This window comes from Streptomyces sp. NPDC007917 (assembly GCF_042959105.1).
Lineage (GTDB): Bacteria > Actinomycetota > Actinomycetes > Streptomycetales > Streptomycetaceae > Streptomyces.
Genome location: NZ_JBIBKK010000009.1, coordinates 38936 through 62352, shown reverse-complemented (window position 1 = coordinate 62352; position 23417 = coordinate 38936). Strand labels below are relative to the sequence as shown.

At 71.2% G+C, this 23417-nt stretch carries 18 protein-coding genes; 12 read left to right on the top strand and 6 right to left on the bottom strand.

What is annotated here, in order from left to right:
• The first annotated feature begins 1 nt into the window (after position 1).
• Genes ACFZDL_RS19585 through ACFZDL_RS19565 form a run of 5 tightly spaced genes read left to right on the top strand, consistent with a single transcriptional unit; the run spans position 2 to position 6369 of the window.
• Positions 2–961: an ABC transporter permease gene (locus tag ACFZDL_RS19585; RefSeq protein WP_353588126.1), complete on the top strand. Its 960-nt coding sequence runs from the start codon at positions 2–4 to the stop codon at positions 959–961.
• Positions 958–1863 carry an ABC transporter permease gene (locus tag ACFZDL_RS19580; protein ID WP_353587512.1) on the top strand — a complete coding sequence of 302 codons (906 nt, stop codon included), beginning with the start codon at positions 958–960 and terminating at the stop codon, positions 1861–1863. Before ACFZDL_RS19585 ends, ACFZDL_RS19580 begins: the two co-directional genes overlap by 4 nt.
• The gene (locus tag ACFZDL_RS19575) at positions 1863–3704 is read left to right on the top strand and encodes an ABC transporter ATP-binding protein (RefSeq protein WP_353587510.1); all 1842 of its coding nucleotides are present in this window, start codon (positions 1863–1865) and stop codon (positions 3702–3704) included. The genes ACFZDL_RS19580 and ACFZDL_RS19575 overlap by 1 nt, the downstream gene beginning before the upstream one ends.
• The gene (locus ACFZDL_RS19570; RefSeq protein WP_353587508.1) at positions 3701–5719 is read left to right on the top strand and encodes a CocE/NonD family hydrolase; all 2019 of its coding nucleotides are present in this window, start codon (positions 3701–3703) and stop codon (positions 5717–5719) included. The genes ACFZDL_RS19575 and ACFZDL_RS19570 overlap by 4 nt, the downstream gene beginning before the upstream one ends.
• Positions 5716–6369 carry a TetR family transcriptional regulator C-terminal domain-containing protein gene (locus ACFZDL_RS19565; protein ID WP_353587506.1) on the top strand — a complete coding sequence of 218 codons (654 nt, stop codon included), beginning with the start codon at positions 5716–5718 and terminating at the stop codon, positions 6367–6369. Before ACFZDL_RS19570 ends, ACFZDL_RS19565 begins: the two co-directional genes overlap by 4 nt.
• A gap of 2 nt (positions 6370–6371) precedes the next feature.
• Here the strand turns inward: ACFZDL_RS19565 and ACFZDL_RS19560 are convergent, their stop codons facing one another.
• A complete protein-coding gene (locus ACFZDL_RS19560; protein ID WP_353587504.1) occupies positions 6372–7988 on the bottom strand; it encodes a D-aminoacylase in 1617 nt (538 codons plus the stop codon).
• 160 nt (positions 7989–8148) lie between these two features.
• On the bottom strand, positions 8149–9447 hold the full coding sequence (locus ACFZDL_RS19555; protein ID WP_353587502.1) for an amino acid deaminase: 1299 nt from the start codon (positions 9445–9447) through the stop codon (positions 8149–8151).
• Positions 9448–9593: 146 nt separating this feature from the next.
• Here ACFZDL_RS19555 and ACFZDL_RS19550 point away from each other — a divergent pair, with 146 nt between their 5' ends.
• Genes ACFZDL_RS19550 through ACFZDL_RS19540 form a run of 3 tightly spaced genes read left to right on the top strand, consistent with a single transcriptional unit; the run spans position 9594 to position 11914 of the window.
• Positions 9594–10676, top strand: a complete 1083-nt coding sequence (locus ACFZDL_RS19550) for a sugar kinase (protein ID WP_353587500.1) — start codon at positions 9594–9596, stop codon at positions 10674–10676.
• Positions 10673–11461 (top strand): IclR family transcriptional regulator, encoded by a 789-nt coding sequence (locus ACFZDL_RS19545; RefSeq protein WP_353587499.1) that lies wholly within the window; start codon positions 10673–10675, stop codon positions 11459–11461. Before ACFZDL_RS19550 ends, ACFZDL_RS19545 begins: the two co-directional genes overlap by 4 nt.
• 39 nt (positions 11462–11500) lie before the next feature.
• A complete protein-coding gene (locus tag ACFZDL_RS19540; protein ID WP_353587497.1) occupies positions 11501–11914 on the top strand; it encodes a RidA family protein in 414 nt (137 codons plus the stop codon).
• Between the two features lie 175 nt (positions 11915–12089).
• Here the strand turns inward: ACFZDL_RS19540 and ACFZDL_RS19535 are convergent, their stop codons facing one another.
• Entirely contained in the window at positions 12090–14069 is a 1980-nt protein-coding gene (locus tag ACFZDL_RS19535; protein WP_353587495.1) for a ricin-type beta-trefoil lectin domain protein, read from the bottom strand.
• Positions 14070–14191: 122 nt separating this feature from the next.
• Positions 14192–14779, bottom strand: a complete 588-nt coding sequence (locus tag ACFZDL_RS19530) for an ABATE domain-containing protein (protein ID WP_353587493.1) — start codon at positions 14777–14779, stop codon at positions 14192–14194.
• A gap of 76 nt (positions 14780–14855) precedes the next feature.
• Between ACFZDL_RS19530 and ACFZDL_RS19525 the strand changes: the two genes are divergently transcribed.
• Together ACFZDL_RS19525 and ACFZDL_RS19520 are read left to right on the top strand one after the other, a co-directional pair.
• Complete coding sequence (locus ACFZDL_RS19525) at positions 14856–15713, top strand: alpha/beta hydrolase (RefSeq protein WP_353587492.1); 858 nt, start codon at positions 14856–14858, stop codon at positions 15711–15713.
• A 93-nt stretch (positions 15714–15806) separates the two neighbouring features.
• A complete protein-coding gene (locus ACFZDL_RS19520) occupies positions 15807–19364 on the top strand; it encodes an ATP-binding protein (RefSeq protein WP_353587490.1) in 3558 nt (1185 codons plus the stop codon).
• Positions 19365–19562: 198 nt separating this feature from the next.
• Here the strand turns inward: ACFZDL_RS19520 and ACFZDL_RS19515 are convergent, their stop codons facing one another.
• Positions 19563–20765: an MFS transporter gene (locus tag ACFZDL_RS19515; protein ID WP_353587488.1), complete on the bottom strand. Its 1203-nt coding sequence runs from the start codon at positions 20763–20765 to the stop codon at positions 19563–19565.
• 96 nt (positions 20766–20861) lie between these two features.
• Here ACFZDL_RS19515 and ACFZDL_RS19510 point away from each other — a divergent pair, with 96 nt between their 5' ends.
• Both ACFZDL_RS19510 and ACFZDL_RS19505 read left to right on the top strand, forming a co-directional pair.
• Positions 20862–21473, top strand: a complete 612-nt coding sequence (locus ACFZDL_RS19510; RefSeq protein ID WP_353588124.1) for a TetR/AcrR family transcriptional regulator — start codon at positions 20862–20864, stop codon at positions 21471–21473.
• Entirely contained in the window at positions 21470–21817 is a 348-nt protein-coding gene (locus ACFZDL_RS19505; RefSeq protein ID WP_353587486.1) for a Rid family hydrolase, read from the top strand. Before ACFZDL_RS19510 ends, ACFZDL_RS19505 begins: the two co-directional genes overlap by 4 nt.
• Positions 21818–21892: 75 nt before the next feature.
• On the opposite strand, the gene ACFZDL_RS19500 is transcribed toward ACFZDL_RS19505, so the two are convergent.
• The gene (locus ACFZDL_RS19500) at positions 21893–23263 is read right to left on the bottom strand and encodes a M14 family zinc carboxypeptidase (RefSeq protein WP_353587484.1); all 1371 of its coding nucleotides are present in this window, start codon (positions 23261–23263) and stop codon (positions 21893–21895) included.
• Positions 23264–23417: the final 154 nt, after the last annotated feature.

The following is a 23417-nucleotide window of genomic DNA, read 5'->3' as shown; positions in this document are numbered from 1 at the left end:
CGTGCTCTCCTTCGTCGTACGACGGGTCGTGGCCGCGCTCGGCACGCTCCTGCTCTCCTCCGTCCTGGTCTTCCTCGCCGTCCAGGCCCTGCCCGGCGACGTCGCCACCCAGGTGCTCGGCAAGGACGCCACCCCCTCCGCCGTCGCCGCGCTGCGCGACAAGCTCCACCTCGACCAGCCCGCCTGGGAGCGTTACGCCGAGTGGGTGAAGGGCGCGCTCCACGGCGACTTCGGCACCTCGCTCGTCAACGCCAAGCCGGTGGGCGGCGAGGTCTCCCAGTACCTCGGCAACTCCGCGCTCATCGCCGTCGTCACCGTCCTCTTCGCGGTCACCGGCTCGCTGGTGCTCGGCGTCGTCGCGGGCCTCTACCGCGACCGCTGGCCCGACCACCTCATCTCCACCGTCAGCCTGATCGGGATGAGCGTCCCCGAGTTCGTCGTGGCCACCGTGCTGGTGCTGCTCTTCTCCATCACCGTCCCCGTCCTGCCCGCCGTGGTGCTCTACGGGCCCGAGGCGAGCGTCGGACAGCTGCTCCCGGCCGTCTGGCTGCCCGCCGCCTCGCTCGCGATCGTGATGGCCGCCTACATCGTGCGGATGGCCCGCACCTCGGTCATCGACGTCATGGCCGGCGAGTACGTCACCACCGCCCGGCTCAAGGGGCTGTCCACCTGGCGCGTGGTCACCCGCCACGCCCTGCCCGGCGCGCTGCTGCCCACCCTGCACGTCATCGCCCTCAACGTGGCATGGCTCGTCGGCGGCGTCGCCGTCGTCGAGAACGTCTTCAACTACCCGGGCATCGGCAAGCTGATGCTCTCCTCCGTGCAGAACCGCGACCTGCCCGTCATCCAGGCCATCGCCCTGATCAGCGCGGTCGTCTACGTCTGCTGCAACCTGGCCGCCGACCTCGGCGCCATGGCCCTCAACCCCAAGCTCAGGACCCGAGGAGGGCGGACCCGATGAGCACCCTGAAGACCCCCGACGCCGTTGTCCCGGCCGGGCCGGCCGCCGCACCGCCCGGCCTCGCCGCCCGCACCTGGCGCACCGTACGCTCCTCCCGCGCCGCCACCATCGGCCTTGCGATCGTCGCCGTCCACCTCCTGATCGCGCTGCTCGCGCCCGTGCTGACCCCGTACCAGCCGACGGCAGGCGACGCCGCGCACGCCCTGCTCGGCCCCGGCGCCGACCACTGGGCGGGCACCGACAGTTACGGCCGCGACGTGCTGGCCCGGGTGCTGTACGGCGGGCGGTACGCGCTCGGCGTCTCGGTCGCCGCGACCGTGCTGACCCTCGCCCTGGGCACCGTCCTCGGCTGCGCGGCCGCGCTGCGCGGCGGCTGGCTGGACGACGTGCTGATGCGGGTGCTGGACGCCGTGCTGTCCATCCCCTCGATCCTCGCCCTGCTGGTCGTCGTCACCGCGCTCGGCACCGGGCCCGCGGTCATCGTGCTCGCCATCGCCGTCGTCTACGTCCCGCAGGTCGTACGGGTCGTCCGCGGCGCCGCGCTGGCCGTCGTGCCCGCCGACTACGTCACCGCCGCCCGCGCCCGCGGCGAGCGGACCTGGTCGATCCTGTGGCGCGAGGTGCTGCCCAACATCACCGACGTGGTGTGCGTGGAGTTCGCGATGCGCGCCTCGTGGGTGGTGCTGCTGATCAGCTCCCTGTCCTTCCTCGGCTTCGGCGCCAACCCGCCCACCCCCGACTGGGGGCTGATGGTCGCCGAGAATCGCACCGCCATCACCGTCGTGCCGATGGCGAGCCTGGCGCCGATCATCGCCCTGGCCACGCTCGTGATCGGGCTCAACCTCGCGGCCGACGGCCTGTCCAAGGCGTGGGGCGTGGACCGGATACGGGAGGGCTCCTGATGACCACCACCTCCGCGATCGACCCCGTCGACCCTGTGGACCCCGCCGCCCCCGCCGTCCCCGTCGTCTCCGTTGACGGACTGTCCGTCGCCTACCGCTCCGGGGGCCGGGACGTCCCCGTCGTCCACGAGGTCGGCTTCGACCTGTGCCCCGGCCGGACCCTCGCCCTCGTCGGCGAGTCCGGCAGCGGCAAGTCGACCGTCGCCGCGACCCTCCTCGGACATCTGCGGCACGGCTCGCGGATCACCGCGGGCACGGTGCGGGTCGGAGGCGAGGACGTCTTCGCCCTCCCGGCCAGGGAGCTGCGGCGGCTGCGCGGCGGCACGGTCGCCATGGTCGCGCAGAACGCCGGGCACGCGCTGACCCCCTCGATGCGGGTCGGCCGGCAGATCGCGGAGGCCCTGCGCGGCGACGCGGCCGCCGGCCCCGCCGCCGTCACCGACCTCCTCGAACAGGTCCGCCTCCCGCGCCCCGCCGAACTCGCCCGCCGCTACCCGCACGAGCTCTCCGGCGGGCAGCAGCAGCGCGTCGCCATCGCCATGGCCATCGCCGCCCGCCCCAAGGTCCTCGTCCTCGACGAACCCACCACCGGCCTCGACGTCATCACCCAGCGCGGCGTCCTGGACCTGCTCGCCGCGCTGCGCGACGAACTCGGCCTCGCCGCCGTCCTGGTCAGCCACGACCTGGGCGTCGTCGCCCACATGGCCGACGAGGTCGCGGTGTTGCGCGCGGGCCGGGTCGTGGAGGCCGCGCCCACCCGCCGCCTCTTCGCCGCGCCCGCCGACCCGTACACCCGGCGGCTGCTGGCCAGCGTCCCGCGCCTGTCCGACTCAGGTCTCGCCCTCGTGGCCGAGGACGGCACCCGCGAGATCCGGCCCAGGGCCCAGGTGCCCGCCGACGCCCCGGAGGCGGTCGCCGTCCGCGACGTCACCATCGACTACGGCGCGAGCCGCGCGGTCCACGGCGTGTCGTTCCAGGTGCGGCGCGGGGAGGTGCTGGCGCTGGTCGGCGAGTCCGGCAGCGGCAAGTCCACGCTGGCGTGGTCGCTGGCGGGGCTGCGGGCGCCGTCGGGGGGTGAGATGACCGCGGCGGGGGCCGCCGGGACGGGCGGCGGCCTTCCCGGGCCCGACGGCGACCTGGCCCGCCCGGCACGTCATCGGCCGCTCTCCCTGCGACGCAAGGTTCAGCTGGTCTTCCAGAACGCCGACACGTCCCTGAACCCCCGGCGTTCGGTGGGCGAGGCGGTACGGCGCCCGCTGCGCTTCTTCGGCACGGCGCCCTCCCGTACGGCGGCCGCCGCCCGCGCCCGGGAGCTCATCGCCGACGTACGCCTGGACCCGGCCCTCGCCGACCGGCTCCCCGCGCAGCTCTCGGGCGGGCAGCGGCAGCGGATCGGCATCGCGCGGGCGCTGGCCGGCGAGCCCGGCGTACTGATCGCCGACGAGATCACCACCGCGCTCGACGTCTCCGTCCAGGCCGAGGTGCTGCGCCTGCTGGACGACCTGCGGCGTGAGCGCGAGCTCGCCTGCCTGTTCATCAGCCACGACCTGGCCGTGGTGCGGGGGATCGCGGACCGGGTGGTGGTGCTGCGGCACGGCGTCGTGGTCGAAGAGGGCCCCACGGAGGCGGTCTTCGCGGCCCCGGGCCACCCCTACACGCGCCGCCTCATGGCCGCCGCGCTGGAGCCGGACCCGGACCCCGACCCCGACCCCGACCCGGAGCCGCCCGAGGCGGCCGACGACTGGCAGGACGCGGCCGAGCCGCACGACACCTGGACCGACCTGGGCGGCGGCCACCGCGTCCGCCGCTGGCGTCCGCGAGTAAGGAGCGTCAACCCGTGAGGTACCGCGACCGGTTCGACCGCGAGGTGCGGGTGGAGGACGTCTGGATTCCCACCCGGGACGGCACCCGGCTGCACGCGCGGATCTGGCGGCCTGTCGACTCGGCCGCGGACCCCGTCCCCGCGCTGCTGGAGTACCTGCCGTACCGCAAGAGCGACTGGACCGCCCCGCGCGACGCGCAGCGCCATCCCTGGTACGCCGGGCACGGCTACGCCTCCGTCCGGGTCGATCTGCGCGGCAGCGGGGACTCCGAGGGCGTGATGCTCGACGAGTACACGGAGACCGAGCTCGCCGACGGGGTCGACGTCGTGGAGTGGCTGGCCGCCCAGCCGTGGTGCACGGGCAAGGTCGGGATGTTCGGGATCTCGTGGGGCGGGTTCAACTCCCTCCAGATCGCCGCCCTGCGCCCGGAGCCGCTGAAGGCGATCGTCACCGTCTGCTCGACCGACGACCGTTACGACAACGACGTCCACTACACCGGCGGCGCCGTCCTCGGCATCGACATGCTCGCCTGGGCCGGCACCATGCTCGCGTTCACGGCCCGCCCGCCGGACCCGGCCACCGTGGGCGAGGACCGGTGGCTGCCCATGTGGCGGGAGCGGCTGGAGGCGCTGGAGCCGTATCTGCACACCTGGCTGGCGCACCAGGAGCGGGACGGCTACTGGCGCCACGGCAGCGTCTGCGAGGACTACGGCGCCATCGACGCGGCGGTCCTCGCGGTGGGCGGCTGGGCCGACCCGTACCGGGACACCGTGCTGCGGCTGGTCGAGCACCTCGACGCGCCCGTACGGGGGCTGATCGGGCCCTGGTCGCACCAGTACCCCGACCGGGGCCTGCCGCCGGGCCCGGCGATCGGCTTTCTGCAGGAGACGCTGCGCTGGTGGGACCACTGGCTCAAGGGCGTGGACACCGGGACCACCGGGGTCATGGCGGACCCCGCCCTGCGCTCGTGGATCAACGACCCGGTGCCGCCCGCGACCCACTACCCGACCATGCCCGGCCGCTGGGTCGCCGACGACGCCTGGCCCACCCCGGCCGTCACCTGGGACGAGCGCCCGCTGGGCGGCGACGGCGCGGAGCCGGTGACCGTGCGCTCGCCGCTGCACACCGGCGTCGACGCGGGCCGCTTCTTCCCCTTCGGCAACGCCACCGACCTGCCGCCCGACCAGCGCGAGGAGGACGGCCGCTCCGTCTGCTTCGACTCCGCGCCGCTGACCGGCCGCGTGGAGATCCTGGGCCGCCCGCGCGTCCGGCTGCGTCTGGACAGCGCCACGCCGCGCGCGCATGTCATCGCGCGCGTCTGTGACGTCGCGCCCGACGGCTCCTCGACCCTGGTCACCCGGGGCGTGCTCAACCTGCTGTCCCGGCACGGCCGGGACAAGGCGGTGGAGTGGGTGCCGGGGACGTACGAGGACGTGGAGTTCGAGCTGAACGCCATCGGCTACGCCTTCCCGCCCGGCCACCGCATCCGTGTCGCGCTCAGCGACCAGTACTGGCCGTGGGTGTGGCCGCACGGCGAGCGCGGCGCGCTGAGCGTGCGCCCCGCGGACAGCGCCGTACTCCTGCCCGTACGCGACCCGGGCGCCGACGCCGGCCGCCCGCCGGTCACCTTCGAGGAGCCGGAGCAGGCCCCGCCGCTCCCGGTGACCACCGAGCCGCCCGCCGGGCGCCGCCCCGAGCGGGTGGTGCGGCACGACGTGGCGACCGGGGAGTGGACCCTGGAGGTGGACCCCAACTACGGGGGCTCGCGCACCTACCCCGACGGGCTGCGCTACGAGGAGAGCGCCCTGGAGACATACCGGATCCGCGGCGGCGACCCGCGCTCGGCCGTGGCAAGCTCCCAGTGGACCATCCGGCTGCGGCGCGGCGACTGGGACGCAGTCGTGGTGACCCGTACCGAACTCCGCGCGACGGCCACGGAATTCATCATGGACAGCAGCCTCGAAGCACGGGCGAACGGAGAGACAGTGGCCAAGCGCACCTGGCACCACACCACCCCCAGGACCTCGGCATGACGTCGGCCGCCGAACGTTCGGGGCGCCCCAAGGCCGCCCGGCGGGCCGTCGCCGCCTCCGAGCGCACCCGGCAGCCCACCGAGGTGCGCCGCCGCCTGATCGTGGAGGCCGCCGTGCCGCTCATCGTGGAGCGCGGTTCGGCGGCGGTGGGCGTACGCGATGTGGCGGCCGCGGCGGGGGTCTCGGTCGGCACGGTCACCTACCACTTCGAGAGCGTCCAGGAAGTCCTCTCCGAGGCGATGGTGCTGCACATCGAGCGCTACTACGCGGCGCTCAGCGAGGCCGCCGCCCGCGCCACCAGCGGCGCCGAGGGGCTGCGGCTGCTCATCGACGCGCTGTTCACCGACGACACCGACCGGCACTGGCGGATGTGGTTCGACTACTGGCACGCGGGCGACCGCGACCAGGCGTTCGCCCGCGGCCAGGCCGAGCGCTACGAGAGCTGGCACGGCGAGATCCGCTCCCTCGTCGAACGCGGCCTGGCCGAGGGAGACTTCGCCCGCGCCGACCCGGCCGACTTCGCCGTACGCTTCGCCGCCCTCGCGGACGGCCTCGCCCTGCAGCGGCTGCGCCAGGCCCCGCCGCTGACCACCCAGGCCGCGCGGCGCCACCTCTACCGGCTGGTGGAGGTAGAGCTGGAGAAGGGCTGAACTCACTCCGTCCGCGTACGCCGCACCGAGCGCCCCGCCAGCACGTCCGTACGCCGCCCGTCCTCGATGACGAAGCGGCCGTCGATGAGGACGTGCGGGATGCCGGTGGGGAGGGTGCGGGGGGAGTCGAACGTGGAGCCCGCGGCGACCGTGTCCGGGTCGAAGAGGACGAGGTCGGCGCGGTAGCCCTCGCGGACCAGGCCCCGGTCGGGGAGGCGGAGCCGGGCCGCGGGGCGGGCGGTGAGGTGGGCCACGCACTCCTCCAGGGACAGCACGCCCAACTCGCGGACGTAACGGCCCAGGTAGTGGGGGAAGGTCCCGTACGCGCGCGGGTGCGGCTTGGCGCCCTGCAGGATGCCGTCGCTGCCGCCCGTGTGCACCCGGTGCTTCATGATCGCCCGGACGTTCTCCTCGTTCCCGGCGTGCTGCAGGATCGTCGAGCCGAGCCGGTCCTCGAGCAGCAGCCGGCGCGCGGTGTCCCACGGCGCCTCGCCGCGTTCGCGCGCCGACTGGGCGACCGTCTTGCCGATGTACGCCGCCAGGGCCGGGTGGCTGACCCCCGAGATCTCGACGGTGTCCCAGTCGACGGGCACCCCATGGCACCCGTCGGCCCCCTCCACCTCCATGACCTGACGAATCCGCTCGGCGGCCGTCCCGTCCCCGAGCCGGTCCAGGATGGCCTGCGGGCCGCCCTCCGCGGCCCAGCTCGGCAGCAGCGCGGCGAGCGTGGTGCAGCCCGGGAGGTAGGGGTAGGTGTCCAGGGTGATGTCGGCGCCCTCGGCGAGCGCCCGGTCCAGCAGCGCGAGCAGCTCGGGGGCGCGGCCCTTGTTCAGGCCGAAGTTCATGGTCGCGTGCGCGAGGTGCAGCGCGCAGCCCGCCTCGCGGGTGAGGGCCACCATCTCCTCGTACGCCTGCAGGGCGCCCGCGCCGTAGGAGCGGTGGTGCGGGCAGTAGTAGCCGTCGTACGCGGCGACGACGCGGCACAGCTCGGTGAGTTCGGCGTCGGACGCGTACATCCCCGGCGTGTACGTCAGCCCGGACGACAGCCCGACCGCCCCCTGCTCAAGCCCCTCCGCGACCAGCCGCTTCATCCGCTCCAGCTCGTCCGGGGCGGCGTCCCGGTCCGCCCAGCCGACCGCGAGCATGCGGACGGTGCCCTGGGGGATGAGATACGCGGCGTTGACCGCGATGCCCTGGCCGTCGAAGCCGTGGTCGAGGCGGTCCAGGTACCCGCCGACGGTGCGCCAGCTGAAGTCGATGTCGGAGCCGTCGCCGTTCCAGCCGGTGATGGCCGTGCGGACCTCGGCGAGGGTGCGGTCGTCGACGGGCGCGTACGACAGGCCGTCCTGGCCGATCACCTCCAAGGTCACGCCCTGGGCGGCCTTGGCGGAGTGGTCCGGGTCGCGCAGCAGGGCGAGATCGCTGTGCGCGTGCATATCGATGAAGCCGGGCGCGAGCGCGAGTCCGTCGGCCTCCACCGCCCGCTGACCTGTCGGGCGCGGCCCGGCGCCCTCCGCCACGATCCGGGCGATCCGTCCGCCCTCGACTGCCACGTCCGCCCGATACCGCGCGCCGCCGCTGCCGTCGACGACGTGCGCGTCGCGAATGACCAGGTCCATGTGCGCTGCCTCTCCCTGTCCCTATCGGTCCGCGCCTCCGGCGCGCTGTCTCCCCACCCACCCGCCCTTGATGGAGGGGAACCCCCAAGCCCCGCCCCTGCGGGCCGACGGCGTCCCGGCGGGGGTGGGGCGGAGCCCCGCAGAAAGGGCGGGCGGGGGGCTAGAAGAACGTGCGGATGTAGTCCGTGACCGTGCCGTCCGCCTCGGTCACCGGGATCAGCTGCCACTTGTCGAAGCTCGTGCAGGGGTGGGAGAGACCGAGGCCCACCCAGTCGCCGACCTCCAGAGGCGTGCCCTCCTCGACCGCGAGCCAGGTGTGCTGGTCGGACAGGCCGGTGACGGTGAGGCCGGTGGCGGGGCGTTCGGTGCCGTCCGGGGAGCGGATGACCTGGGGATCGGGCAGGTCGATGTCGTACGCCGCGTCGCGCTTGCCCGCGTTGAGGAAGGCCTGGCCGGGTTCGGGGCGGGAGACGACCTGGGCCCAGAGGCGGAAGGCGGGGTGCAGGGCGCCTTCGTCGGGGATGCGGTTGAAGGGGGTGATGTGGCGGTAGTGACCGTCGTCGTGGGAGACGTACGCGCCGGAGCGCAGCAGCTTCAGGACGGGGCCGGACAGCTCGGGCAGCTGGGCGAAGACGTCCGCGACCGCGTCGAACCACGCGCTGCCGCCCGCGCTGACCACGATCTCGTCCGCGTCCGCGAACCGGCCCTCCCCGTCGAAGGCGACGGCCAGCGCGGTGAGCCGGCGCAGCCACGCCCGGACCCGCTCGCCGTCCGGCTTCGGCACCTCGCCCTCGTAGCCGGCGACGCCGACGAGGCGCAGGGTCCCGGTGGCCGCGACCGCGTCGGCGACGGCCGTGCAGTCGGCCTCCGTACGGGCGCCGGTGCGGGCGCCGGGGCCCGCGCCGAGTTCGACGACGACGTCGAGGGGGCGGCGGGCGCCGGCCTCGCGCAGGGCCGCGTCCATCAGCTGGACGCCGCGCGGGGAGTCGACGTACGCGATGAAGCGGAAGTCGGGGTCGGCGTCGAGTTCCTGGGCGAGCCAGCCGAGGGCGGCGGCGTCGACGACCTCGTTGGCGAGGAAGATCCGCTGGATGCCGAAGGCGCGGTACATGCGCACATGGGTGGGGACGGCGGCGGTGATGCCCCAGGCGCCGTGGGTGAGTTGGCGCTCGAAGAGCTGGGGGGCGAGGGAGGTCTTGCCGTGTGGGGCGAAGGCCAGTCCGTGGGCGGCGGAGTAGCGCTCCATGGCGGCGAGGTTGTGTTCCAGGGCGTCGGCGGACAGCACCAGGACGGGGGTGGTGAAGCCGCCGGTGAACAGGGAGCGGCGCTCGGCGGCCAGCTCGCCGACCGTACGGCCTTCGGCGCTCGGGGGAAGGCCCTTGAAGCGGTGGTCGACGCGCTCGCGGGCGAGGCGCCCGACGGGGGAGCCGGGCGTGTCGGCGGCGTGGTCGGCGGCCATGGAGCCTCCCATGAAGATCGTGCGTTGCAATATGTGCAACGGTCATTGCGTATGGCGCTTAATGGTGTCTAACATCCCGCCGAGCACCGGGTCAACGGTGCGCGCCACACCCCAGCCACACCCCAGCCGGCAAGGAGTCACCCCTCGTGTCCGTAGACCCCCATGCCGCCGACGCGGGCGAAGACGGAGTCGATGTAGCGTGCCTCGGCGAGTCGATGGTCACCTTCGTGCCGTCCCGCCCGGGCCGGCTCGCCGATGTGCCGGCGTTCTCGCGGGGGATCGGCGGCGCGGAGTCCAACGTCGCCTGCTCGCTCGCGCGCGTCGGACACACCGCCCGGTGGATCAGCCGCGTCGGCGCGGACGGCTTCGGGGACCACCTGGTCGCGGAGATCGCCGCCGCGGGCGTGGACGTCTCGTACGTCCGCCGCGACCCGGAACGGCCCACCGGCATCTACTTCCGCACGGCGGGGGAGCGGGCGCTCGGTGATACGCACGAAGGAGAGGAAACGCTCTCCGAGGTCGTCTACTACCGGGCCGGGTCCGCCGCCTCGGCCATGTCCCCGCGCCTGGTGCCCCGGGAGCGGGCGTGGTCGGGCCGTGTCCTGCACCTCACCGGGATCACCGCGGCCCTCTCCGCCGACTGCCGCGCCCTGATGCGGGAACTCACCACCCGCGCACCGGGCCGCCCCCTCCTCTCGTTCGACGTCAACTACCGCACGGCGCTGTGGCGCGGCCGGGACAGCGGGCTTCTGCTCGACCTCGCCCGCGGCTGCGACCTCGTCTTCGTCGGCGAGGACGAGGCGGTGGCCGCCTGGGGGCTGCGCGGCGCGGAGGCGGTCCGGGCGGCCCTGCCCGAGCCGGCGGTGCTGGTGGTCAAGCAGGGGAGCGCGGGCGCCACGGCGTACACGCGGCAGCCGGACGGCGGCGACGCGGTCACCTTCGAACCGGCCCTGGACGTCGAGGTGGTCGCGTCCGTCGGGGCGGGCGACGCCTTCGCCGCCGGGTTCCTGTCGGGCACCCTGCGCGGGCTGTCCGTCGCACAGCGGCTGCGCCACGGCCATCTGATGGCGGCCGCCGCCCTCACCGTCCCCGGCGACCTCGGCACCCCGCCGTCGCGCGAGCGCGCCGACCGCCTGGTCGCCCTCGACGCCGGCGCGTGGGGGACACTGCGACTCGGCCCCGGCTGGACGGACGCCGGGACCGTATGCGCGGAGGTACCCAACCCATGAGCCAGACCGTCGACCGAGCGCTGAGCATCCTGCCGCTGCTGGCGGAGGGCCCGGCCAACCTGGAGCAGGTGGCCACGCGGCTCGGCGTGCACAAGACGACCGCGCTGCGGCTGCTGCGCACCCTGCACGAGCACGGCATGGTCTACCGGCAGCAGGACCAGCGCTACCGGCTCGGCGCCCGCCTCTTCGCGCTCGCGCAGCAGGCCGTGGAGAACCTGGACGTGCGCGAGATCGCCCACCCGTATCTGGTCGAGCTCAACGAGCGGTGCGGGCACACCGTCCACCTCGCGGTGTACGAGGAGAACGAGGTGCTCTACATCGACAAGGTGGAGAGCCGCTACCCGGTCCGGATGTACTCGCGGATCGGCAAGCCCGTCGCCATCACCGTCGCCGCGGTCGCCAAGCTGCTGCTGGCCGATCTGCCCGAGGCGGAGCGGCGCGCGGTCGCCGAGCGGCTGCGGTACCCCGCCTACACCCCGCGCTCCACCCCGAACGCCGCCGCCTTCCTGGAGGAGTTGGCGACCGTACGGGAGCAGGGCTGGGCCACCGACCTCGGCGGCCACGAGGAGTCGATCAACTGCGTGGGGGCACCCGTCCGGGGTGCGGACGGTCGGGTCGTGGCCGCGTGTTCGGTCTCCGCGCCGAACGTCGTGGTCTCCGCCGAGGAACTGCTCGAACTGCTGCCGCTGGTGCGCCGTACCGCGGACGCGATCAGCCGCGAGTACTCGGGCAGCGCCCCGCCCGACGGGCCGGACGCCGACGAGCCGGTCCCTGCTGACGAGTAGCCGACAACCAACCGACAGACAAGCCGAGGAAAGTCACCCATGAGCGAGAAGCTTCAGAAGATCGCGATCACCCCGGACACCCACACCGCGCCCCCCGCCAAGTTCTCGCACGGTGTCAAGAAGGGCAACATCCTCCAGGTCGCCGGGCAGGTCGGCTTCGGCCCGGCGGTCCCGGGCCAGGCGCCCGCCCCCGTCGGGCCCGGCTTGCGCGAGCAGACCCTGCAGACCCTGCGCAATGTGCAGTCCGTCCTGGAGGCGGGCGGGGCGAGCTGGGAGGACGTGGTGATGGTGCGCGTCTACCTCACCGACACCGCCCACTTCGCCGAACTCAACGAGATCTACAACGAGTTCTTCGCGGACCTGAAGGAGGCCCCGGCGGCCCGTACGACCGTCTACGTCGGTCTTCCGGCCGGGCTGCTCATCGAGATCGACGCGCTCGCCGTCCTCGGCTGACGCGCCTGTGGCGGGCGGGGCACGCCGCGTCCGCCACACTCCCCACTCTCCTCCACCCCCCCGCCACCGTCGAAGCAGGAACCCACCCGGAGTAGGTGGTCGACCGTAACGACGGCGGATCTCTCCGAGCGGGACACGCGCCTCGTCGTCTAGGGCGACCCGGGAGGTCAGCCGCCTATGGTGACGCGGCGGTCCAGCTCTGACCGTCGCCTTCACCGCATTCGCTCGTCCGCAGTTGATAGCCGTTGTTCTCCAAGGGGGAGTTGGCGTCTTCCAGGCAGAGGCCGGTCTTCATGTTGTGCAGCGTGGAATTCTCCCCGGAGAGATCCCACCGCTGATAATCGCCTTCATTGCATGAATACGTGTACACCTCGCCGGATTCGTTACTGTCCAGGCAGAGGTCAGTCGCCACATCACGCAGTTCGAACTCTTCCCCGGAGACATTCCACTTCCCCTCCTCGCTCCCATTGTCGGAGCAGTCACCCAAGTGTGGGCCACCGGAGCCGCTGCCGCTCAAGCAGAGATCAGCCGCCACGTTGCGCAGCACGGAACTGTCGCCGGAGACGTTCCACTTCTGGCGATCGCTGCTGTCGCATTCGATGGCGCGCAACGTGCCGTCGGGGTCGCCGTCCAGGCAGAGACCGGTTGCCGAATTGCGCAGTACGGACTTGTTGGATATCTTCCACCTTTGCTGATCGTCGCGACCGCATGTGGACATGCTCAGCTCACCGGCATCGTCACTGCCCAAGCACATATCGCTTGCCGCGTCACGCAGACTGAACCTCTTCCCGGACGCAGTCCATTTCTGGTAACCGCCACCATTGCAATCGAATGCGTAGGCTTCTTCGTCGCCGTTACTGTCCAGGCAATGTCCGGTCGCCGCGTTGGTGAATATCTTCACGGTCGAGTCAAATGCTTTTGGGGGCGCCGCGGCCTGCGCTGGGGGGTTCGCGGAGGAGGTCTTTTCCTGCGAGGTCTCCCGCGACGGGGTCTTCTGCGATGAGGATTTCTGCGAGTCGTCCGGGGAGGCGCCGTCGTTCTTTCCGTCGCCCCGGTTCGGGAGCCAGATGAGGGCGGCGGCGGCGACGGCGACCGCGACGATGGCGAGCGCCGCAAGGCCTGTTACCAGTCGGCGCCTCCTGGGATTCCCCGGCCGCGCCCCGGATCGCGGGTCGTAGACGGTTCTCGGGGGTATGGGCGGCGAGGAGGGCGTCTGGGCCGACGGCTGAGGTGGCATGGGGGGTGCGGGCGGCGCGGGCGCGGGGACGGGCGCGGGCGCGGGAAGGAAGGCCGGGGGCAGCCAGCCGGCGGTCGGAAGCACCTCGGTCAGGCCGAGCCGGGCTCCGGCCTCCCGGCAGAGGGCCACCACCTCGGCGGGCGTGGGCCGCGCTTCGGGGTCCTTCGCCAGGCAACGGCTGATGACGGGCCGTATTTCCTCCGGGCAGGCGGTGAGATCGGGCTCGTCGCGATCGATGCGGTAGAGCACGGCCGGGCCCGGCCCCTCCCCGAATGGATGGACGCCGGTCGCGGCGACATGCGAGGTCAGGCCCAGCGCGAAGACATCGATGGCCGGGGTCACCGGAGCGGCACCCCTGAGCTGTTCCGGGGCCATGAACGTAGGGGTGCCGATACGCATGTCGGTGCCGGTCAGCGGAGTGGCCTCGGCGGCCCGCGCGATCCCGAAGTCGATGACCGCCGGGCCGTCCGGCGCCAGGATGACATTTCCCGGCTTGAGGTCCCGGTGGGTGATCTGCAGTGCGTGGATGGCCTCCAGGGCGTGGGCGATGCCCGCGGTCAGCTGCAGGGCCACGCCTGTTGGCAGCGGTCCGTGGGTGGCCACCGCCAGCGCGAGCGAGAGGCCCGGGGCGTACTCGGTGGCCAGCCAGGGCACCGGCCCTCCGGTGTTGCTGTCCACGACCGGCAGGATGTAGCGGCCCCGCACCTGGCGGCTGGCGCGCACCTCCTGCTCGAACCGCTGCCGGAACTTCGGGTCCTCGGCGAACTCGGGATGCACCACCTTCAGGGCGATCGGCTGCCCGCCCCGTGTGGCGGATAAGTACACCGTCCCCATTCCGCCCGCCCCCAGCCGCCCGTGGAGCGCGTAACCCGCGATGTCACGCGGATCTCCCGGATTCAGCGGCCGAATTCCCGCCACGCGATCCCCTCCCTCTCAACCCCTGGCATACGCGTGACGAGGCACGGCCAGCCAACTACCGTAGAACCAGCGTAAAATACCCCGATCATCAGACCGGCGGCGCGACGGGCGGTCCCCGCCGCTCAGCCACGCGCGCGGGATCGGGCCTGGTGGAGCCGGACCTTGGTGCGGTTCCCGCAGCGGGTCATCGAGCACCAGCGCCGGTTGTGCGCGGGTGAGCGGTCCACGAAGCGCAGGGCGCAGCGCTCGGAGCCGCAGATACGGACTCGTCGTATCTCCGGGGAGAGCAGCAACCCGATCGCGTCTTGGGCCACGAGGCCAAGGCCCCCCGTCGCGTCCTCGGCAGCGCGCGGCGCGCTGCTCGACGCCAACTGACCTTCCTCTATGACCAGTTGGAACACGGTGCGGGGGGCCGCGACCGACGCCTCGTTGAGGACGGCGATGTCGGCGTGGGCCGGCAGCTCGCCGCCCGCCGCGCACAGCACCGCGCGGTCGATCGCCTCGCGCAGCGCCACCGCCGAGCGCAGCACGGACTCGGGTACGCCGCAGGTCCCGTCCGCGAGCAGATCGACGCCCCGCAGCCAGCGCACCAGGTCGTCCGGCTCGCGCAGGGTTTCCCGGGGTGGCGCCTTCCAACGGTCGCGGAGGGTGTTGACGAAGTCCAGGCACACGCGTCCGCCGTACCAGAGCCATTCGTCATCCGCCGTCATGGATCTATTGTCCACTGCTCGTCACGCTACTAACCTCCTATGAGGGTTAGTAAGCGCGAGACGGGAGGGTGCGGCCATGAGCACAGCGACGGCGACCACAGGCGTCGCCCAGGTCAACGGGATCCGGCTGCACTACACGCGCGCGGGCTCAGGGTCGCTGCTCGTGCTGCTCCACGGGTGGCCGCAGACCGGGCTGTGCTGGCGCCCGGTGCTCGGCGAACTCGCCGCCGCACACACCGTCGTAGCCCCCGACCTGCGCGGATACGGCCTCAGTGACAAGCCCACCACCGGCTACGACAAGCGGCGGATGGCCTCGGACATTGCCGAACTGGTCCGGCAGCTCGGGTTCGAGCGGGCAGCGGTCGTCGGTCACGACCGCGGTGCCCGGGTCGCGCACCGTTGGGCCCTGGACCACCCCGACCAGGTCGAACGGCTCGCCGTGCTCGACGTGATCCCCACCCGGGAGATGCTCCGCCGTCTGGACGCCTCAGTGGCCGCCGGCTACTGGCACTGGCTGTTCCACCTCCAGCCCGATCTGCCCGAGCTGCTGGTCGGCAACAACGTCCGCGCCTACCTGGAGTACTTCTTCGAGCGCTGGACCTACAACCGCCACGGACTGGACCCCGACGCCGTCGACGCCTACGTCCGGGCGTTCTCCCGCCCCGGCGCGCTCCGCGCCGGTTTCGACGACTACCGCGCCCAGGAACGCGACCTCGCCCTCGACGAGGAGGACGCCGCCGCGGGTCGCCGCCTGACCATGCCCGTCCTGGCCCTCTGGGGTTCGGCCGGCCTGCCCGCCCGGCTGCCCACCCTGGACATCTGGCGCCAGTACGCCGACGACGTCACCGGCGCCCAGATCCCCGAATGCGGCCACTTCATCCCCGAGGAGCGACCCGAAGCCCTCCTGGCCCACCTGCGGACGTTCCTCGGCTGACCAGGAGATCCACGCCCTGGTTTGTGTTGCGGCCCGTTCCCAGTGCGGTTTCCATGGGATGAGGGAGATTGTGCACGCAGAGGAAACGGGCACATGACCAAGGTAGTCCGACACGCGAAAGGCAAGGTGCGTCCGCACAACGCCCCTTGGTACACCCTGTATCCCAGACGGGTCTCGTCCCGCGCCGGAGGGGCGCTGCGGAGACGGTGGCGGACGTTCACGACCAACCGGGAAGCAAGCCGCAGCATCTTCCCGAATCGGAGCTGGCGCAGATGGCGGCTCTCGTTCGGCCGGCTCGTGCGGGCGTACGCCTACCTGGGCACGGTCCTGCTCTGCGCCTGGGTGGCGGTAGCCGTCTACGATTCGGTGAACGGGGGGAAGACGCGGTTCCAGGTGGTGCAGAACAGCACGTGGTTCTCCACCGCCATCCGCATTGTCGGGCCGTTCCTCGTGGCTTCCTTCGCCCTGACGCTCTTCCTGCTCTACTGGTACCACAAGGCCAAAAAGCCGATTGTCGACAAGGCGAAAGCGGCTCCGCACGAACTCGTCCCCACCGCGGGAACGCTCATCGACCGGATCGTCGGGCGCCGGGAGCTCTCACAATGCATCGTCCAGACGCTGCGCGACCGGAAGTTGCGTAAGCCTTATTTGCTGGTCGGTGGGGTGGGGGTCGGCAAGACCGCCGTCCTGGTGGAACTCACGCGCATGCTGGCACAGCAGGGTGCCGTTCCCGTGCCCATACATCTCCGCGACGCGGATGGCCATGGTGAATTGGACTTCGAGAAGATGGCAAGGCGCCGTATGGCTGAGGAAGCGGATCAGGGGGTGCTGGCCAGCGGCCAGATCGACAAGACCTGGCGGCAGTTGCGTCTCGACGACAAGGTCGTCGTCATCGCCGACGGGCTTGAGGAAGCTCTCCTCGACGAGGGACGCCGGGACGACCGCGACAACATCATCCGCCGGGCGATCGACCGAGCGGACCGGCAGAAACTGCCCCTGATCATCGCCTCCCGCCCCCATGCTCCGCTGGAAGGCGCACGGGCCGCGATCGCCGATCTGGAACCGCTGAGCGAGGAAGCGGCCCTGGAGTATCTGGTCAAGGACACCACGGAAGCGGATGAGCGCCGCCTGGACTGGATCGTGGAGACGGCCGATGTCTCCGATTCGCCGAGCTACCTCCAGATCGCCCGCCTGTTGCAGGAGCACGACCTGCTGGAACACCAGACGCCACGGGAAGAGGCCGACCGCCTGGACACCCGCAGCCATGACTCCTCCACCCTCAGACTGTGGCTTCTGGACACCTACCGGGAGGCCGTCGAAAACGGCCGCCTCTTCGACCACCTTGTGATGGAACGCCAGGAGCGCCGGGAGACCATGCGCGTGATATCGGCCCTCGCGTGCCTGGGGCTGTTGCAGGACAGCCTCGAGGTGACGTTCGACGACTTCATCAGGGCCTACGCGGATGGCCGACGTGACCTGGCCGTCTCCTGGAATCAGCGTGACGTCATCTGGAGCGTTCTGGCCAAGCGGTTCGGCGATTCGACCGCGCACTGGCTGGATCCCGTGAAGCATCCGAACGAGTCCCAGGCCGAGTATTCCCGCTTCGCCCATAACGGCCAGCTTCTCGGACTGGTGATGGGCCACGAAAAGAAGGTGCGCTTCCCGCACAGCATCATCCAGGCATATCTGGGATATCGCTTGCTGAGGCACATGAACGACGAGCAGATCCGCACTGTCGTCGTTCCCGCGCTCGCCAGCCCGGGACCTTCACGGGAACTGCTCATCGCGCTGGTGCTGCTCTCCCGCCACTCCAACAGGCCGGGACTCGCCGACATGCTCCGTGATGCCGCCAAGGACCGGCAGGATCCCAAGTTCTTCGACCTCTACGCGGCAGCCCTGGAGATCGACAGTGTGGATCCGGATCCGCAGCAGTCCGTCATCGCCCAAGAGCTCCTCGACGCATGGCCGAACCTCCAGATCAAGGGTGATCGGCGGACTGTCGAGGACGCGAAACTGGGGCTGGTGCGCCGCTTCGGAGCGGCCCTGCGTGAAGTGGACCGGTGCGGCAAGGGAAAAGCCTGGCTCTCCGTCGAACAGCCTGCAAAGCAAAACCTTCTGCCGTACAGCCAATTTTACGATATCGGCACACACGAGCCCTCGCACCCGGTCCGGGTCGCCATCACTCAGGAGATAGGAGCGGGCGGCGACGCCGCGTTCGGCGCCCTGCGGAAGCACTTCCATTTGCAGACCGATCCTGTGGTGCAGTATCTGGAAGAAACACGCGAGGCCAAGCGTAAACTGGACAAAGAATACACGGAGTGGCTGAAAGATGAATCCCCGGAGCATCCTCCCGGCCCTGGTGGAAAAGAAAAGCGAGAGCAGGCCCGCGTCAAATTCATGGCAGACTACGAGAGAGAGATGGATCGATGGTGGCGCCACTTCACTCTGCGAGCCTGGATCCTTCCCATGATGGTTGGTTCGGTATCTGAGAAATATCGCGACGAGGCAAAAAGAAGGCTGGACATATGGCTGCGGCATCTCGACCCCGGCGCGCACAACCAGAACCCTCAACTGCCTCGTGTCACGCGCACGGATCCCGATCTGCCGCTCACCCTGGAAAACGCTCTCGCCCGGGGCTTCAAGAACGCGGCCAACCGCAGGAGACGGCACCCCAATGCCCATCCCGAGACGCGGGCTTATCTCATCAAACAGGCTGAGAGGATGCTCACCTGTAGTCGTTACTGGTACGCACAGCTGAGCTTGTTGCACGCTCTGTGCCTGTGGGAGCTTCCTGACAGCCCCGGCCACACCTCCGCGCACGGCCCGGACGGCCGGCGCCGGCGGCACAGAACGCGGCCGTCACCCACAGCTCCTTCCCCGGACAGCGATGCGGTGCCCCAGGGGGTGACCGATCCCGTGCGGGCGGTGGCACGTTGGCTCTCCATGACGGGCACCGCACTCGATACGCCGCCCCTTGCCAGGCACGGCCACCGACGCCACGCCGACAAGCTGCTCCACCCGTTCGTCGCCGAGGCCGGTGACCTGGTGACCCTGGCCCTGGAGACCAAGCATCCGGAGCGATTCATCTGGATCGACGAAAGCCAGGCCATCGACAACGTCGGCTCCACCCCGGCCGACCCGGACCGCTACCGCAAGCACCACCTGTGGATCGCCCCCTCGGTCGGCTGGAGCACCCTGCACCCGCGGGCTCAACGACTCATCGCCGACATCCTCGTCATGCTCAACCTCAGCGAGCGCGCCGGGAGCCCCGACGAGGCGGAAGAACGTCTGCGCCGGGCGAACAAGAACACCCTCCCGCCGTGCCTCACCCACGATCGGCGCTCGCTCCACCCCGAGCGCAGCGTCGGCCGGGCCGACGTGGACGAGCCGGGCTCGACCTGCCTGCCCACCTGCCAATTCCGGCTGTGCCCGTACCCGCCCAAGTCCGGAAAGACGCAGACCGAGGTGGAAGAGCCCTTCTGCCGGCAGCAGCAGGCGCTGCTCCACAGCCGCTACCGCTGGCGGCCGCCCGCGGTCAGCCGCTGCACCGCTCCGTGGGTGGGCATCCCCGTCAGGCAGTTGCGCGATTTCTGGGAGAAGATGGCCAATCGCAACCGCAAGTCCACCGACGAGGAACCGAACGTGTTCTGACCGCGTCCGAATTGGCGCCGACGGTCGGGACCGCCGCGGTGGCCGGGGCCGCGCTACGGCGGAAACGGTGACCGGCGTAGGGGTGCCGTCGGCTCTCTGGCATGATCGCCCCAAAGCCCGGCGGCTCGAACGTCAAGCGGTGCGTGGCGGTATCGGTGACCGAGAAGGTCACCGAGACGGGGGCCGCACGGATCGTGGTCATCGCAGGTTCTCGTTGCCACGGGCGCTCCAGATCGCCAGTGCGGCTGCCAGGGCGCAGGCGCCGCCGAGCCACAGGACGCCCTGGAGGGTGAGCGTGTCGACGATGACGCCGCCGGTCAGCGCGCCCAGGCCGATCGCCAGGTTGAACACGGCCACCCACAGGGAGGAGGCCGCTTCCACCGCCTTTGGCGCAGCCTTGATCATCCACGTCTGCAGGCCGACAGACACGCCGCCGTAGGCCAGGCCCCAGATGATCAACAGTATGGCGCCGCCAACCGATGTCCGGCCCAGCAGCAGGAAGAGCGGCATCGCGGCCGCCAGGGACACGGCGATGATCAGCACTGTCCGGTGCGTCCGGCGCGCCAGCGCCGCGCCGGCGACGAAGTTGCCGGCCATACCCGCCAGGCCGAACCCGAACAGCAGCGGGCCGACGATTCGTTCATCGATCCCCGACAGCTTCTGAAGGGCCGGACTCACGAACGTGTAGGCCGAGAAGTGGCCGGTCACGATGAGGAAGGTCGCGAGGATGCCGACGCGTACGCCCGGGTTGCGGCACTGTTCGGCCAGGAGACGCGGCCGGACGGGCTGCGAGGCGGCCAGCGACGGCAGCACGGCCAGCAGGGCGATCAGCGTGACGAGCGCCAGGGCGCTCAGCGACGCGAAGGCGATGCGCCAGCCGGTGAGATCGCCGACCAGTGTGCCGAGCGGGACGCCGAACACGTTCGCGGCGCCGACGCCACCGAAGATGATCGCGGTGGCGTGTGGCACGTCCTCGGTGGGCACGAGCCGGACGGCAAGGCCGCTGGCGACAGCCCAGAAGCCGCCGACCGCCACCCCGACCAGCACCCGGGAGGATACGAGGACGGCGAAATTCGGTGCCAGGGCCGAGGCCACGTTGGCCAGGGTCATCAGCCCCATCAGCCCGAGCAGCAGGAGCCGCCGGTCCAGTCCGCCGACGAGTATCGGTACCAGGGGTGCCGCGACCGCGGCGACCAAGCTGGGCACCGTCACCATCAGCCCGGCTGTCCCTTCGGAGACCGACAGCGCGGATCCCACACCGGTCAGCAGCCCGATCGGCAGTTGCTCGGCGGTCACCAGCAGGAATGTTCCCAAGGCCACCGCGGTGACCGCCAGCCAGTGACTGGTCCGCGGGGCCTGTCGGCCGGTCGCCCGGGCCGTGGCCTGTTCTGTGGTCGTCACCGATGCCTCCTCCGCTATTCGGGAGCGATCGCTCCCGTATGACGGTGGACCCTAGTATGGGAGCGATCGCTCCACAAGTTGGGTACAGTGGTGGGCATGGCACGCCCCCGACAGTTCGACGAGCAGGAAGCGGTGACCAGAGCGACCGATCTGTTCTGGCGCCGCGGTTACGGCGCCACCTCAGTGCGCGATCTGGGTGATGAACTCAAACTCATGCCCAGCAGCCTGTACCGGACGTTCAAGGACAAGCACACCCTGTTTCTGCGCGCGCTCGACCACTACCGGGCCACCGAGTCCGCTCAGGCCGAGCAGCGGCTGGGCGCCGATGGCCGTTCGGTTCACCAGGTGCTGCGGGACTGGATGTTGTGGCTGGTCACCTGCACGAACGATGGCGAGCCCGGTCGAGGCTGCTTCGTGGTCAATACGGCCACCGAACTCGGCACCACGGACAACGAGGTCCGTCAGCGGACCGAGGCTGCCTTCGAGGTCACCCGGCAGGCACTGCGATCGTTGCTGCGCGAGGGGCGTGACCATGGCGAACTGCCCACCGACCTCGACATCGACGGCGCCGTGGAACTGCTGTTCACCACGGTGCTCGGGTTGCGGGTACGGGAGCGCGCCGGCCATGACCCCGCACGTCTGACCACCGCGATCGACGCCGTGATCCAGGCAACACTGGGATCCACGTCCGCGGAACCTTCCCGATGACCAACACCCACGGCCCAGCGCTCCCGGTGGAACAGTTCTTCATCGGCGGCCAGTACGCTTCCGACGCCACCGGCGCTCCTGTCCCCGGTGACTTCGCGACCCAGGTGGACCTGGCCTTCGACCGGCTGCGGTCGGTGCTGGAGGGGCTCGGCCTTCGATACGAGCACGTGGTCCGCCTCGGCACCTTCATCGTCGACCACGACCTCGAAAAGCTGGAGATCCTCGGTAAGGCGCTACACGCCCGCTTCGGCGACAAGCTGCCGGCCCAGACACTGAGCGGCGTGGCCTCGCTCGCGCTGCCGGGGATGCTGTTCGAGGTGGATGCGGTGGCGGTGCGGCCGTAGGCGAACCATCCGCGAGGCGCCGTCCCGGCGGGTCTCCCCGCCGGGACGGCGCCCGTCTCGCTGTACGGCCCGGGCCTAGGAGCAGTACTGGGCCTGCTTGCCGATGGACCGGTACATGCAGTCCGCGTTCTCCAGGAGCTGGAGCACCGCGTCGCGGTTACGGGAGGTCTCCCGCTCGATCACCTCGTCGGGCGGGTAGAAGCCGCCCGCGCCGCTGGAGCTCGGGTACATCTCGAAGGTGTACGCGAAGACCTTCTGGGCGCCCCACAGATAGTCGTCGATCGCCCCGTCCGTGATGTACAGCTCGCTCGACTGCTCGGGGGTGTAGCCGTTGCTCGCGGCCATCTTCTTGCCGACCGCGGCGAAGGCGTCGTAGTCGTCCCGCGTCATGCCGGTGGTCGTTTCGTCGTACGTCCAGCCGAACGGCCACAGCACGAGCTCGCTGTAGGTGTGGAAGTCGATGGCGGCCTTGATCTGCTGCTTGCCGCCGACGACGCGGCTGCGCGCGAAGTCCGCGACGACCTTCACCTCGGGGGCCGACTCGGCCTTGGGGCCGCGGTAGGTCTCGGAGCCGGTGGAGCCGGAGGAGCCGCCGCAGCAGCCCCACTTGAAGTCCCAGTTGCGGTTGAGGTCGGTGCCGACGTTGGAGGAGCCGGAGTTGGGCTGGCGGTTCTTGCGCCAGCTGCGGTAGGAGCCGGTGGCGATGTCGTATTCGCCGCCGTCCGGGTTCACGTCCGGGACGATCCAGATCTCGCGGCTGTTGACCAGGCCGGTGACCCGGGAGTCGCTGCCGTAGCCCTGGGTGAACTCGCGCACCAGGTAGAGGGCCATCTCGACGGTGAGGTGTTCGCGGGCGTGCTGGTGGGCGGTGAACAGCACCTCGGGTTCGGACTCGTCCGTGGCCACGTTGTCGCTGATCTTCAGCGCGACGATGTCGCGGCCCTCGTAGGACTTGCCGATGACCCGCTTGCTCAGGATGTTCGGGTACTTGGCGACCGCGGCGTTGATCTCGGCGGTGGCCTCGGCGTAGTTGTGGTACTTCGCGTCCGCGGACGGGAAGTCGAAGGGCTTGGCGGCCCGGCCCTCGGTGCGGGCCGGCGGGGTGGCCAGCGGGCTGAGCTCATAGCCGAGCGAGCGCAGCTTGCGGGCCTGGGCCCCGTCGGCGGTGACCACGACCGAGCGGGCGTCCACCTCGTCGATGGACACGCCGGTGGCCGCGACGGCGGCGCGTTCGGCCGGGGTGGCGGGGCCTGTGATCTCGTACTGCCGCACGTTCTCGTCGGCCGCGGTGGCGGCCGAGGTGTCAGCCGAGGTGCCGGCGGAGGCGGCGGTCGCCGCGGGTGCGGAGTCCGGGCCGTCGGCCTGGGCGGCGACGGGCGCCGCGAGGGCGAGGGTCAGCAGGGCGGTGAGGGCGGTGGCCCGTCTGCCGCGGATGCGAAGTCGCATGAATTCTCCTGGGGGGTGGTCTGAGGCGAGCGACTGCTGCGCCAGTGTTCGGCCATGCGCATGACATGGTCAAGGGCGGGAAATGGTCGAAGCGGAGGGAACATTCGTGCGGCTTTGGATCGAGCCGCCGCGACGCGACCGGTCGCGGCGCGGT